We start from the raw sequence: 12,922 nt of genomic DNA on the forward strand, positions 1-12,922 counted from the left end.
GAGGTCCTCTCAGCGAAGTACAGGGGGTGTGTCCGGGGGTGTCTGGTCTGACTCAGGTTGTTGTGTCAACCTGATGACCACGACGCTACGGATTAACGGTTTAAAAGTCAATTACATTCCCGGTACACTGGTGCACGTGACGACGACGACTGAGACTCGCTGGCTGAACGCAGAGCAGCAGGTGGCGTGGCGCGCGTACCTCCTGGGCACGGCGCGCCTGATGGCGAAGCTGGACGACGAGCTCCGCCGCTTCGGCATCGGAATCAACGACTACGAGATCCTGGTCCGGCTGTCCGAGTCACCGGACCGCCGACTGCGGATGGCCGACCTGGCCGACCGCCTGCACCAGAGCCGCTCCCGGCTGACGCACACCATCGGCCGGCTCGAGGCAGCCGAGCTGGTACGGCGTACGTCGTGCACGAGCGACAAGCGTGGCGTCTGGGCCGAGCTGACCGAGGCCGGCCACAGCCTGCTGGTGGAGGCGGCGCCGACCCACGTGGAGAGCGTCCGGGAGAACCTGGTCGACCTGGCGAGCCCCGAGGACTTCGCCGCGATCGGACGGGTCTTCGACGCTGTCGCCGAGCATGTGGGCCAGCACTAGTCAGAGCTTCAGCTCAAGTTCCTCGCGGTCGGCGCCGCGGTAGGCGAGCATCGACTCCCGCATCTTGCGCTTCAGCGCCGGCACGTTGTTGACGGTTCGCATCGCCGTCCGCATCCCCGCGAGTGCGAGCCGGCCGATCACCGGCTTGTGCACGGGGTCGGCCGAGGTCATCTGCGCCCGTGACTTCACGACGGCGTCGAAGCCGTAGTCGATCATCTTCGCCTCGTACTCACGCACGGCCGGCAGGAGTTCACTGCGGCCGTCGCGAACCGCGACCAGTTGACGGCACAGGTTGACCGCATCGCGGAGCGCCGTGTTCGCACCCACTCCACGACCCGGCGTCATGGTGTGGATCGCATCGCCGATCAGCGTCACATTCGTGGTCTCCCACGGGTCGAGCGGCACCGAGGTGCGGATGTTCACCGGAAAACAGGTTCCGACGTCGGTCAGCTCGATCAGCTTGCGCAGGTTCGGGTGCCAGCTCGTCGTCAGGTCCAGCGCGACCTCGACCAGCTCGGCGCCACTCAGCTCCATGATGTTGGCGGGCAGCTTGTCCTTGGTCGCGGACAGGCCCCAGTTGATGTAGTCGCGGGTGTTGTCGAACTGCAGGCCCGGCCAGCGCTTGATCAGCTCCTCGGTGTTCCCACCGATGCCGCTCTTGACGTGACCGTCGCGGTCCCACTGGAACTCCATCACGTGCACGATGCAGGCCACGCCACGTGGCGCCTGGAGCAGCGTGATGCCCTCGAAGACCTTCGGCGGCACCAGCGCGGCACTCTCAGGAGTGATCGGCAGCTTGCCGGCGATCGCGATGATCCCGGTCTCCTCCATCTTCGCCTGCGGCAGGTACTGACGCCGTACCCGGGAACCGGCTCCGTCGGCCGCGACCAGGAGATCGCCGGTGGCCGCCGTACCGTCGGTGAAGTAGGCCGTCACCTCGTTGCCGTGCTGCTCGAAGCGGGTGAACTCCTTGCCGTACTGAACGACGTCGTCCAGACCGGTCAGCAGCACCTGCCGCATCGTCATCCGGCTGATCGACTTCTCACTCGCGATCGGGTCGGTGACGGGCGGGAGGTCCATCGACAGGACCTCCTTGAGGTCCTCGGTGAGCATGTTGAAGTACTTCGGGTCGCGCGCCTTGGTCGCCACGAACGTGTCGTACAGCTCCGGCGGCAGCAGCGCGTACAGCGCCCGGCTGCCATCCGGATCGATGCCGACCCGGTAGCCGTGCAGACCGTCGGTCCGCAGCGCGTCGCGCTCGAACACCGCCACCTCGATCCCGGCCCTGACCAACCCGTGGGCCAACGCGAGCCCGCCGGTTCCGCCCCCGATCACCAGCACCTTCATGACCTTCTCCCTATTATCTCGGATCTTCAAATATCTTGGTATTCCAAGTATCTTGGAGATCCGAGAGAAAAGCAAGCCACTATGCTGAGGCGGACCATGACCGATGCCAGAGAAGAGCTCGCCGCGGGGATCCAGCAGCAGATGATCCGGTTCATCGCGGACGTGATCCTGTTCAACCACTCCGTCTCCGCCAAGCTCGGACTCGGCGCCAGCGACTCGCAGTTCATGACACTGCTGCAGACGCACGGCCCACTCAGCCCGCGACAGCTCGCGGAGTTCAGCGGCCTGACCTCCGGCACGGTCACCGGGGTGATCGACCGGCTCGAGGCACACGGCTTCGTCACCCGGGCCGCCGATCCGTCCGACCGCCGCAAGGTGGTGGTGACACCGTCACTGGAGGCGATCCAGGAGACCTTCATGCCCCTGTACGCCGAACAGGGCTCGCGCATGCAGTCCGTGCTGGCGTCGCGCACCAACGACGAACTGCGGACGATCCTCGCATTCCTGTCCGACTCTTTAGCCGCGGACTAAACCGTTGGTCCGGGCTCGCCACCTTCCGCGAGACTCGAGCCATGACGAACCAGGACGGTCGCGCCGGGATCACGGCCGATCTTGTCCGGCGCTTGCTCGCCGACCAGTTCCCGCAGTGGGCCGAACTGCCGATCACCCCGGTCAAGGTCGACGGCTGGGACAACCGCACGTACCGGCTCGGCTCTGAGCTGACCGCTCGGCTGCCCACGGCCGCGGCGTATGTGGCGGCGATCGAGAAAGAGCATCAGTGGCTGCCGATCCTGGCGCCTGCTCTTCCGGTAGCCATCCCCGAAGCAGTCGCCAAGGGCGAACCCGGCCACGGTTATCCACACCCCTGGGCCGTCCGGCGATGGATCGACGGCTCCACCGCATCGGTGCAGACGGTCAGCGATCTCGATGCATTCGCCCGTGCGATCGCGGACTTCATCCTGGCGCTGCAGCAGTGCGACGCGACCGGCGGTCCGCTGGCCGGCGCGCACAGCTTCTACCGCGGCGCGCCGCCCGCGCACTACCACTCCGAGACCCTCGAAGCCCTTGCCACGTTGAAGGATCGAATCAACGCCGACCTGGCCCGCGAGGTCTGGGACTCCGCACTCGCCAGCTCATGGGACCGGCCGCCGGTCTGGTTCCACGGAGATATTGCCCACGGCAACCTGTTGGTCCAGGACGGCCGACTGTCGGCCGTCATCGACTTCGGCACCTCAGGCGTCGGCGATCCGGCCTGCGACCTCGTGATCGCGTACACCTTCTTCACCGGGTCGTCCCGCGAAACGTTCCGCGCGGCCGTTCAGCAGGACGCGGACACCTGGGCACGCGCCCGCGGCTGGGCACTGTGGAAGGCGCTCATCACTTCTGATTTCACGGTGATCGACCGCGTCCTCGACGACCACCTCACACGAACGCAGTAACGCCTTCGTACTCCGCCACGGGAGCGGCGCCGACGGTCTCGTACTCGAGCAGCAACAGACCGCTCGGCGTCGCCTCATGCTTGGTCAGCCTCAACCCGGCCGTGTCAGCCGGATGCTCGAACAGCCGCCGCCCAGCCCCGATCACCGTCGGCGCGACCACCAGCCGGACTAGATCCACCAGACCGGCCTGCAGGAGGGCATTGCCGAGTCGCGCACTGCCGTGGATCTGCAGCTCATTGCCCGGCTGCTTCTTCAGCTCTGCAACGCCTTCGAGGTCTTTGAGGACGGTCGTCGGATGCCAAGTTCCTTCGGTCAGCGTGCTGCTCACGGCGTACTTCGGGAGCGCGTTCATTCGCTCGGTGAACGGGTCATCGGGATCCGTGATCTGCGGCCAGTCGCGAGCGAATGCGTCGTACGTGCGCCGCCCGAGCAGTAGCCCGTCAGCCAACGCCAGCCACGCGACAGTCCGCCGTACAAACGCCTCATCGATGAACGGGACCAGCCAACCACCCCGGGAGAAGCCGTCGCCCGTGTCTTCCGACGGCGAGCCAGGACCCTGGCTGACGCCATCCAGCGTCACGAACTCCGTCAGTACGAGCTTCATCGCGCGCCCTCCACCAAGTCGGCGAGCTGCTTGGTCACGGTCCCCCAACCATCCGCGAACCCCAACGCCGCATGGAGTTTCCGCGAAGCCGGATCAGCATGCCGTACGACGGCGCGGTACGCCGTACCGTCGGCATGATCGGCCAACGTGATCTCGGCCGCCATCGTCACCGGCTCCGGATTCGCCGGCCGCCAGGCGCTGTCGATCGCATTGGTGAAGACGATCCGCTCGAGCTCCTCGACGACCAGGAAAGTCGCGTCGAGCTGCGGCACGAACTCCACGCCGTCCTCGCTCATCCGCGTCACCAGCGCACCACCGGACCGTGCTTCGAAGCGCTCGACCCGGCACACCATCGGCGCCGGAACCCACCACCGCACGAACTTCGCCGGCTCGGTCCACGCACTCCACACCACAGCGCGCGGCGCCCGGATGATCCGCTCCAGGGTGAGATCGAGATCGGGGTTCATTGCTGGTCCTCCTGCAGATCGGTGACGAAACGTTCGAGCCGGTCGGTGCGGTCGTCCCAGATCCGCCGCTGCTCATCCAGCCAGTTGTCGACCAACTGCAGCCGTTCCCGGTTCAGCACACAGGTCCGCACCCGGCCGGCCTTGACCGTCCGGATCAGCCCGTTCGACTCCAGTGTCCGGACATGCTTCATGAACGACGGCAGCGTCATCGGAAACTCCGCCGCCAGCTCCCCCACACTGGTCGGCCCGCGCCCGAGCCGCCGGATCACGTCCCGCCGCGTCGGATCCGCCAGCGCGACGAACACCCCGTCGACCTCGACCGAATACTGTGCCATGAGGCTAAGTATTAGCCGCCGTGAACACTTAGCGCAAGGGCTAAGTGTTCGACATGACAAAGGGCCCCGTCTCCGTGGTGGAGATGGGGCCCTTCGAGACAGCTTGGGTCAGTCGCGCGTGAGCTTGCGGTGGGTCACCCGGTGCGGGCGGGCGGCCTCGGGGCCGAGGCGCTCGATCTTGTTGGCCTCGTACGACGCGAAGTTGCCCTCGAACCAGAACCAGTTGGCCGGGTCGTCGTCGGTGCCTTCCCAGGCCAGGATGTGGGTCGCGACGCGGTCGAGGAACCACCGGTCGTGGGAGACGACCACGGCGCAACCGGGGAACTCGAGCAAGGCGTCTTCGAGGGACTGCAGGGTCTCGACGTCCAGGTCGTTGGTCGGCTCGTCGAGGAGCAGCAGGTTGCCGCCCATCTTCAGGGTCAGGGCCAGGTTCAGCCGGTTGCGCTCACCGCCGGACAGGACGCCAGTGGGCTTCTGCTGGTCCGGGCCCTTGAAGCCGAACGACGCGACATAGGCGCGGCTCGGCATCTCGAAGTTCGCGACCTTGATGTAGTCGAGCTCGTCGGAGACCTGCTGCCAGACCGTCTTCTTCGGGTCCAGGCCGCCGCGCGACTGGTCGACGTACGAGATCTTGACCGTCTCGCCGAGCTTGAGGCTGCCCGCGTCGGGCGTCTCCTCGCCGACGATCATCCGGAACAGGGTCGACTTGCCGACGCCGTTCGGGCCGACGATACCGACGATGCCGGCGCGCGGGAGGCTGAAGCTCAGGCCGTCGATCAGCTTGCGGTCGCCGAAGCCCTTCTCCAGCTTGGAGACCTCGAGGACGGTGCTGCCCAGCCGCGGACCGGCCGGGATGTTGATCTCGTCGATGTCCAGCTTCTTGGACCGCTCGGCCTCGGCCGCGAGCTCCTCGTAGCGGGCCAGCCGGGACTTGCTCTTGGTCTGCCGGGCCTTCGCGTTCGACCGGACCCACTCGAGCTCGCGCTCCAGGATCTTCTGCCGCTTCGCGTCCTTCTGGCCCTCGACCACGAGGCGCTGCTGCTTGGTCTCCAGGTACTTCGAGTAGTTGCCCTCGTACCCGTAGGTCTTGCCGCGGTCCATTTCCAGGATCCACTCGGCGACGTTGTCCAGGAAGTACCGGTCGTGGGTGATCGCCAGGACGGCGCCCGGGTACTTCTGCAGGTGCTGCTCCAGCCACAGCACGGACTCCGCGTCCAGGTGGTTGGTGGGCTCGTCGAGGAGCAGCAGGTCGGGCTGCTGCAGCAGCAGCTTGCAGAGCGCGACCCGGCGGCGCTCACCACCGGAGAGGTTGTCGACCAGTACGTCGGCCGGCGGGCACCGCAGAGCGTCCATCGCCTGCTCGAGCTGCGCGTCGACGTCCCAGGCGTTGCGGTGGTCGAGCTCGGTCTGCAGGTCGCCCATCTCGGCGAGCAGCGTGTCGTAGTCCGCGTCCGGGTCGGCCAGCTCGGCGGAGATCTCGTTGAAGCGATCGAGCTTCTGCTTGGTGTCGCCGACGCCTTCCTCGACGTTCTGCAGCACGGTCTTGCCCTCGGTCAGCGGCGGCTCCTGCAGCAGGATCCCCACCGTCGCGTCCTCGGCCAGCCGGGCCTCTCCGTTGGACGCCTGATCGAGCCCGGCCATGATCTTGAACAGCGAGGACTTGCCGGTGCCGTTCGGCCCGACCACGCCGATCTTCGCCCCGGTCAGGAAGTTCAGCGTGACGTCGTCGAGCACGACCTTGTCGCCGAACGCCTTCCGGACGTTGCGAAGGGTGTAGATGAATTCCGCCATACCCAGAGCCTATGCGCTCGGTACCGCCTGAGCCCAACCGGTTGTCCACAGGGCCGAGGTCGTCGCGGATTCCGGGCCCGGTCTCGTGCATCTTCTCCGGTGACATCACGAGCGAAAAGGACGGTGGCCAGGATGAATGAGACCTACGTGACAGTGCAGGGCTGGGTCGGCAGCAAACCGCAGTTCAAGGAGATCGGCGGGCGGACCCCGCAGGTGACCTTCCGGATCGGCTCGACACCCCGGCAGTTCCTCGGCGACCGCGGCTGGTCGGACCGGCCGACGACCTGGTTCAACGTCGAGTGCTGGCGTGCGCTCGCGCAGAACACCTTCGAATCCGTCCACCTCGGCCAGCCGGTCATCGTCACCGGCAAGCTCCTGACGAGGGAGTGGACCACCGAGGCCGGCGAGCGCCGGTCCCGCGTGATCCTGGACGCCCACTCCATCGGCCACGATCTGTCCAAAGGCACGACCAGCTTCACGAAATCCGCCCCTCGTGCCGAGGCGGCCTGGTCCGACACGCTCCGCCGCGACACCGCGGAGACCGTCCCGGCGGACGCCGGCACGCACTCACTCCCCGATCCCGACCTCGTCACGCCGTACCCGCCCGACGAGTTCCCGGCGCGTCCCCTGCCCCTGACCGCGACCACCCGGGAGGCCGAGGCCGCATGACTATCTCAGCCTTGACTTATATAAGCGACGCCCGGCATTCTGGGCTCCATGATCGATATTCTCGAGCACATCAACGCCGTTCAGCGGGAGGTCAGCCGGACCGGGGAGGACGCGACGGTGCTGATGCGCCGCGCCTACCGGGCCCTGCCGGAGGAGATCTGGGACGCCCTCACCGACCCGGAGCGGCTGAGCCGCTGGATGTGGCCGATGACCGGCGACTTCCGGGTCGGCGGCAGCTTCGCCTTGCAGGACATGGCCGGCGGCGACATCCTCGAGTGCGAGCCACCGAAGCGATTCAAAGTCACGTACGGCGGCGCGAACAGCCTGCTGGAGATTCGCCTGCACGCGGGAGCACAGGGCGTCACCGAGCTCGAACTGGAGCACGTGGTGACCGACGTTCCCGGCCCCGGCCTCGGTGGCGCCCTGTACGTCGGCCCTGGCTGGGACAGCGGATTGCTCGCCCTCGCTCTGTACGTCGAGGGTCACCTGCCGGCCGACTGGAGCCCGGTCAAGTTCCACGACTCCCCCGAGATGCTGCAGTTCAACGAGCAGTCGGTGCGGGCGTGGCTGGAGGTCGTTCGCCGCTCCGGCACGACGACCGAGGAAGACCTACTCGAGGCCGCCAAGGTCTCGATGGCGCAGTTCGCCCCCGGCGTCGAGCTCTAAGCCGAAGGATATCGGCCGGGATCACCCCGGCCGACTCCCCGATTTCAGCCGCGGGCGATCGCGAGTGCGTCGCGGCAGGTGCTGTAGGCCTCGAGCTCGGTCCGGGCCGGCGCCACGACGTGGCTCTCGGCAACCTTCTCAAGTTCACTGCGCAGGGCCTGCTCGGCCGCGCGAGCGCGCCGGGCTGCACCACTGACGGCAGCCAGCCGGCACAACACTGCGAGTCCGAGACCGAGGGCCGCGCCACCGACGAGCATGATCCAGGCGTAGGCGATGCCGCCCGCTCCCGGCAGCGGCACGTCACCGGCGTTGGCGATCCGCGCCACCAGGGCGGCGAGCAGCCAGGCCGCGCCACCGAGCGCCACCAGGAACAGCAACCACTGGACGAACTTCGCAACACCCCACCAACCCGGGCTGGTGGTGTTACCCAGGTCCGTGCGACCGACGGCCTGATCGAGTTCGTCGCCCAGGGACTCCTCGCGACGGCGGATCGCGGTCCGCACCGAGTCGGCCCACGGCCGCGACAGGCCGGCCGCGGCCCGGTCGGTGATGGTGCGCACGGCGCTGTCCATCCGGGCCCGCTGCACTGGCGTTGCCGCAGGCAACGAAATGCGCGCGCTGGCGACTTCGCTGGTCGCGGACTTGCGCAACTCCTTGCCCTGCTGGCGGGAGACGTCGTCGAGCTGCAGGCCACGGAGCGGATCCGGCCGGAACCGGCCGATCCACTTCGTCAACGGCCAACCGGTCGCGGCCTGAGCGCGCTGCAGGTAGGAGCGACGGACGGCGTCGACCACCACCGGCAGACCGCTCGCGTCCGAGAGCGCGTCGACCAGCTCGGTCACGTCGGCCTCGGCGATCTCCGGGGTCTTGGCGGTGCCGCACTGGCTCGCCATCCGGTCCGCGACGCGATCCACGTCGGCGGCGATCCGCTCCTTGGCCGAGCGCTTGTTGCTGACCCGCTTCACCAGCAGGCCACGGACCTCGTCCAGTCCGTCGCCACTGACCGCCGAGGTCGCGACGACCGTCGGTGTCTTGAGACCGTCGGTCTTCAGCAGCCGCTCGAGGTCGTTCAGGCAGCTCTTCCGCTGCTCCGGCGTCAGCTTGTCGACGTGGTTCAGCGCGAAGACCATCACGCCGGAGTGCGAGGCGTAGGGCTTGATGTAGCGATCGTGCAGCGCCGCATCGGCGTACTTCTGCGGGTCGACCACCCACACGAGCATGTCGACCAACTCGACCAGGCGGTCGACGATCAGCCGGTGCTCGACCTCGATCGAGTCGTGGTCCGGCAGGTCGAGCAGGATCAGACCGTCGAGGTCCTCCGACTGCGCGTCCTCCAGCGAGCTGCGGTGCTGCACCTGGTGCCGACGCGGGATGCCCAGCCAGTTCAGCACCTCACCGGCCGGCTCCTCGCCCCAGACACAGGCCAACGGCATCGAGCTGGTCGGACGGCGGGTCCCGATCGCGGCCAGGTCCAGGCCGGTCATCGCGTTGAACAGCGACGACTTCCCGGAGCCCGTGGCGCCGGCCAGCGCGACCACGGTCAGCTCGCCCGACATCCGCAGCCGCTGCCCGGCGCGGTCGACGATCTGGGTGGCCTCCGACAGCACCACCGGATCGAGCCGGCGCTGACCAGCGGTCGCAGCCTTCTCGAGAGCGTCGATCTTGGTCAGGACGTCGGTCGCGGCCCGCACCGGGCCCTTGACCGTCTCCGTCGTTTCCGTCACGTGCAGTCCTCCACCGCGCGCGCGGCCTCGGTCAGTTGCCTGGCAGCCTCGGGATCGACCGGATGCTGGTCGAGGACAGCCAGATACCGGGCGAATTCGGCATCCATCAAGGCATGAACCTTACCGTCAAGATCCGCGCGCGACGTCGACATCAGGGTCTGGACGGCCGCGTCGCCGAAGACCGCGGTCAGCAGCTTCTGCCCGACGACCGCGCTGCCGACCCCGATGCTGGCCTCGGCCCCGGTCGGAATCCCCGCGTTCTCCGCGAACAGGACCACCATCACCGACAACGACAGCCCGTTCACGCCGGCATCCAGGATGCGCGCCGCGAGCCGCTTCTCGGTCCCGACCTTGCGGACCAGCGCGAGAACGCCGGCCTGCCACTCCCGGACCGCGCGTTCCGCGTTCGCCGCGAACTCCGGCGACATCGCACCCAGCACGATCTCGGAGTCGGTCGCGGCCGACGCGTCCGTCTCGTCCTCACTGCCAGGTGCGGCCTTGGCCGCGGCGAGGAGCTGGCGTCCGGCCGGCGTTGCCTGCCAGATCTTCTCCGCGCGCTCGGCAGCGGCCGCGGCCTGCTCGATCAGCAACGACGACAGTCCGGACTCGATCGCGTCGTTCAGGTCGCGGGTCGGCGCCGGCGTGGCGGAACCGACCGACTTCTTGACCTTCTCGCGGACCTTGTTCGAGTTTCCCTGCAGCCCCTTCAGCAGCTCGCCGGTGCCGACGAACTCCTGCCACCGGGCAAGCACCTCACCACGCAGCAGCGAAGCGTCCTGCGTCGAGTTCGCGATGTCCTTGACCGCTTGGTCGTACGCCGCTTCGACACTCGACCGCAGTTCGATCGCGGTGTCACCCTGCGCCCGGACCGCCGCGGCGAACGGCGGCGTGGTCTTCACCATCGAGGTCACCGCACCATGCAGCGTCCGGCGTACGACCGCGCCCCGGGCCTCGGCGTCGGCCGCCAGGTCGACCAGCCAGTCCTTGATCGAGGCAACGGACTCGTCGGGCAACATTCCGTTGCCGTCGACAACCGTTTCCTTGATCGAGAACAGCGGCGAGTCGCCGAGCCCGCGCTCCAGCAGCATCTGGGCGAGGTGCCCGGTGATGTCGTCGATCGTCTCCGCCGGCGCCCGGTCGAGCACCACGGCGACCGCCGTACTGCGATCCGATGCGCTCTGCAGGAACTCCCACGGCACCGCGTCCGAGTAGCGCGCAGCAGTCGTGACGAACAGCCAGAGATCGGCGGCCGCGAGCAGCTGCGTGGCGAGGTCACGGTTGGCCTCGACGACCGAATCGATGTCCGGTGCGTCCAGTACGGCGAGTCCACGCGGAACCGTGTCGGACGCGACCAGCCGCAGCTGTCCCGGATCCTCCATGCCGCCCGGACTCTCCGCGGTCGTCCGCGCCATGCCCGGCAGGACCCGGTCTCCGATGAACCAGTCCGCATCGGCCGGGTGATGGATCAGCACCGGCGACCGCGTCGTCGGCCGCAGCACACCCGGCTCGCTGACGACCTTGCCGATCACCGAGTTCACCAACGTCGACTTGCCCGCGCCGGTCGATCCACCGACGACGGCCAGAATCGGCGCCTCGAGCTGCACCAGCCGCGGCAGGATGTAGTCGTCCAGCTGGTCCAGCATCGCCTTCTGCTGCTGCCGAGCCTCATCGGCCCCCACAACATCCAAAGGCAACCGGCTCCCCGCCAGCGCACCCCGCAACTTCATCAGAGCCGTGATCAAAGCCATCGCGGCCTGCTCAGCCGCCAACCGCTCAGCCAGCTCCTCCGCAGTCAGCTCAACCTCAGCCGGCTCCTCGACAACCTCATCGCCAGAACCCTCAGCCGCATCTTCCGAAGCCTGCTCAGCAGACTCGCCGGTCTCGTCGGAGGAGTCCTCGCCGGCAACCTCGGCCGACTCGTCGGCGTCAGCCGTCTCCTCAGCGACCGCAGCTTCCGGTTCCGCCTCCGGCTCGGCGTCGACTACCGCCTGCTCGGCCTCCGGCTCCGTCTCCTCGGCAGCTGCGTCCTCCGCAGTCTCCTCGGCGACAACCTCCGTGGCCTCAGCCTCGTCAGCTCCCGCTGCCTCGTCAGCTCCAGCAGCTTCGTTCTTCGCCGGCGCAGCCTCGTCAGCTTCCGCAGCCTCGTCCGTCGCCGGTTCAGCCTCGTCCGTCGCGGTCGCCGTCGCTGCCTCGTCCGTCTCCGGCGCAGCCACGTCAGCCCCAGCGGCTTCGTCCGTCTCCGGCGCAGCTTCGTCCGTCGCAGTCGCCGGCGCAGCCTCGTCCGTCTCCGGCTCAGCCTCGTCGGTGGCTACGGTCTCGGCGGGCTCGTCGGCGACGTCATCGCCGGGTGCCTCAGCCGTTGCTTCTTCGGTCTTCTCGGCGGCCGGAGTCTCAGGCTCGTCCTCGACCGCATCGTCCACGGGCTCGACGTCCATCGGCTCCACGCCGGCAGACTGCACAGCCCGGAGCTCTTCGGCGTACGCACGCGCTTCATCGATGTCGTCCGACGACGCATCACCCTGCTTGGGCAGCCCGACGATGATGTTCCCGTACTCCAGCGGGAACCCGTCCGGCGACTCGTCCGGCTCGTACACCACCCCGACAGTCGGCCGCGGCGGCTCCTCGGCCTCTTCCGTCTCCTCAGCCTCAACCGTGTCATCGGCCTTGGCCTCGTCGGCGGCCTTCGCTTCGTCGTCCACCTCGGGCTTCGCTGCCCCGGCTGCATCACCCTCAGCAGCCTCGGCCTCAGCAGAATCAGTCGCGTCGTCGCTCTCGGGCGCGTCAGCTTCGGCAGCAGCATCGGTAGGGGCTTCCGTTGCCGCGTCGACCGACTTCTCGGTCTCCTCAGCAGCAGGCTCAGCCACCTCGGCGGACTCAGCATCCTTCGACGACGTCGACTCACCACGCGCCGACTCATCACTTGCCGTCTCGGCAGCGCTCGCCGGCGCCTCGACCGCGGTCTCAGCGGCTTCCGGCGACTTGTCCTCGGCGGGCTTCGCGTCCGCCTCGGCCTCCACCGGCGAAGCCGCAACAGGCTCGGGGGTGGCGTTCTTGCGCCGGCGACGGCGCCAGAAGCCTTTGCCCTTGGCACCGGCCTCGGACTGCGCGATCAAGTTGGCCAGCTCCTGGGCAGGCTGGTCCCGGCCCGGAACCTGTGGCTCCGGACCTTCACCAGCTGCTGACTTGATGTCAGCCACGGCGTCCGTCCACGAGCACAGAGTGCCCGGTCGGACAGCACAGAAGCAAAGTCATCGTCATCCCCGTTTGGCGGCGTGGACG

12 protein-coding genes are annotated in these 12,922 nt (G+C 68.0%); 5 read left to right on the forward strand and 7 right to left on the reverse strand.

Going from position 1 to position 12,922, the window contains the following annotated elements; translation table 11 throughout:
• The first annotated feature begins 136 nt into the window (after nt 1-136).
• Nucleotides 137-601 carry a MarR family winged helix-turn-helix transcriptional regulator gene (locus ACIA49_RS00950; protein WP_396375005.1) on the forward strand — a complete coding sequence of 155 codons (465 nt, stop codon included), beginning with the start codon at nt 137-139 and terminating at the stop codon, nt 599-601.
• On the opposite strand, the gene ACIA49_RS00955 is transcribed toward ACIA49_RS00950, so the two are convergent.
• Nucleotides 602-1,948 (reverse strand): FAD-dependent oxidoreductase, encoded by a 1,347-nt coding sequence (locus ACIA49_RS00955; RefSeq protein WP_396375006.1) that lies wholly within the window; start codon nt 1,946-1,948, stop codon nt 602-604. It lies immediately after the preceding gene.
• A 96-nt stretch (nt 1,949-2,044) separates the two neighbouring features.
• Here ACIA49_RS00955 and ACIA49_RS00960 point away from each other — a divergent pair, with 96 nt between their 5' ends.
• Both ACIA49_RS00960 and ACIA49_RS00965 read left to right on the forward strand, forming a co-directional pair.
• Nucleotides 2,045-2,479 (forward strand): MarR family winged helix-turn-helix transcriptional regulator, encoded by a 435-nt coding sequence (locus ACIA49_RS00960; protein ID WP_396375007.1) that lies wholly within the window; start codon nt 2,045-2,047, stop codon nt 2,477-2,479.
• 41 nt (nt 2,480-2,520) lie between these two features.
• On the forward strand, nt 2,521-3,387 hold the full coding sequence (locus tag ACIA49_RS00965) for an aminoglycoside phosphotransferase family protein (RefSeq protein ID WP_396375008.1): 867 nt from the start codon (nt 2,521-2,523) through the stop codon (nt 3,385-3,387).
• On the opposite strand, the gene ACIA49_RS00970 is transcribed toward ACIA49_RS00965, so the two are convergent.
• The 4 genes from ACIA49_RS00970 to ettA form a co-directional block, all read right to left on the reverse strand.
• Nucleotides 3,371-3,991 (reverse strand): dihydrofolate reductase family protein, encoded by a 621-nt coding sequence (locus ACIA49_RS00970; protein WP_396375009.1) that lies wholly within the window; start codon nt 3,989-3,991, stop codon nt 3,371-3,373. The genes ACIA49_RS00965 and ACIA49_RS00970 overlap by 17 nt on opposite strands.
• A complete protein-coding gene (locus ACIA49_RS00975; RefSeq protein ID WP_396375010.1) occupies nt 3,988-4,458 on the reverse strand; it encodes an SRPBCC domain-containing protein in 471 nt (156 codons plus the stop codon). The genes ACIA49_RS00970 and ACIA49_RS00975 overlap by 4 nt, the downstream gene beginning before the upstream one ends.
• Nucleotides 4,455-4,793, reverse strand: a complete 339-nt coding sequence (locus tag ACIA49_RS00980; RefSeq protein WP_396375011.1) for an ArsR/SmtB family transcription factor — start codon at nt 4,791-4,793, stop codon at nt 4,455-4,457. Before ACIA49_RS00980 ends, ACIA49_RS00975 begins: the two co-directional genes overlap by 4 nt.
• A 108-nt stretch (nt 4,794-4,901) precedes the next feature.
• Nucleotides 4,902-6,584, reverse strand: coding sequence for an energy-dependent translational throttle protein EttA (gene ettA / locus ACIA49_RS00985; RefSeq protein ID WP_396375012.1), 1,683 nt, complete (start codon nt 6,582-6,584; stop codon nt 4,902-4,904).
• 132 nt (nt 6,585-6,716) lie between these two features.
• Between ettA and ACIA49_RS00990 the strand changes: the two genes are divergently transcribed.
• Both ACIA49_RS00990 and ACIA49_RS00995 read left to right on the forward strand, forming a co-directional pair.
• Nucleotides 6,717-7,253: a single-stranded DNA-binding protein gene (locus ACIA49_RS00990; RefSeq protein WP_396375013.1), complete on the forward strand. Its 537-nt coding sequence runs from the start codon at nt 6,717-6,719 to the stop codon at nt 7,251-7,253.
• A 48-nt stretch (nt 7,254-7,301) separates the two neighbouring features.
• On the forward strand, nt 7,302-7,919 hold the full coding sequence (locus ACIA49_RS00995) for an SRPBCC family protein (protein WP_396375015.1): 618 nt from the start codon (nt 7,302-7,304) through the stop codon (nt 7,917-7,919).
• Nucleotides 7,920-7,963: 44 nt separating this feature from the next.
• Here ACIA49_RS00995 and ACIA49_RS01000 read toward each other — a convergent pair whose 3' ends face one another.
• Nucleotides 7,964-9,643, reverse strand: a complete 1,680-nt coding sequence (locus ACIA49_RS01000) for an ABC transporter (protein WP_396375016.1) — start codon at nt 9,641-9,643, stop codon at nt 7,964-7,966.
• Nucleotides 9,640-12,840, reverse strand: coding sequence for an AAA family ATPase (locus tag ACIA49_RS01005; protein WP_396375017.1), 3,201 nt, complete (start codon nt 12,838-12,840; stop codon nt 9,640-9,642). Before ACIA49_RS01005 ends, ACIA49_RS01000 begins: the two co-directional genes overlap by 4 nt.
• Between the last annotated feature and the right edge of the window lie 82 nt (nt 12,841-12,922).

This window comes from Kribbella sp. NPDC051587 (assembly GCF_044453945.1).
Classification (GTDB): domain Bacteria; phylum Actinomycetota; class Actinomycetes; order Propionibacteriales; family Kribbellaceae; genus Kribbella.

Bases quoted from the DNA above. Each gene is read 5' to 3' on its own strand.
- ACIA49_RS00955 (WP_396375006.1), bottom strand. From the start codon at position 1,948: ATGAAGGTGCTGGTGATCGGGGGCGGAACCGGCGGGCTCGCGTTGGCC.
- ACIA49_RS00960 (WP_396375007.1), top strand. From the start codon at position 2,045: ATGACCGATGCCAGAGAAGAGCTCGCCGCGGGGATCCAGCAGCAGATG.
- ACIA49_RS00965 (WP_396375008.1), top strand. From the start codon at position 2,521: ATGACGAACCAGGACGGTCGCGCCGGGATCACGGCCGATCTTGTCCGG.
- ACIA49_RS00970 (WP_396375009.1), bottom strand. From the start codon at position 3,991: ATGAAGCTCGTACTGACGGAGTTCGTGACGCTGGATGGCGTCAGCCAG.
- ACIA49_RS00975 (WP_396375010.1), bottom strand. From the start codon at position 4,458: ATGAACCCCGATCTCGATCTCACCCTGGAGCGGATCATCCGGGCGCCG.
- ACIA49_RS00980 (WP_396375011.1), bottom strand. From the start codon at position 4,793: ATGGCACAGTATTCGGTCGAGGTCGACGGGGTGTTCGTCGCGCTGGCG.
- ettA (WP_396375012.1), bottom strand. From the start codon at position 6,584: ATGGCGGAATTCATCTACACCCTTCGCAACGTCCGGAAGGCGTTCGGC.
- ACIA49_RS00990 (WP_396375013.1), top strand. From the start codon at position 6,717: ATGAATGAGACCTACGTGACAGTGCAGGGCTGGGTCGGCAGCAAACCG.
- ACIA49_RS00995 (WP_396375015.1), top strand. From the start codon at position 7,302: ATGATCGATATTCTCGAGCACATCAACGCCGTTCAGCGGGAGGTCAGC.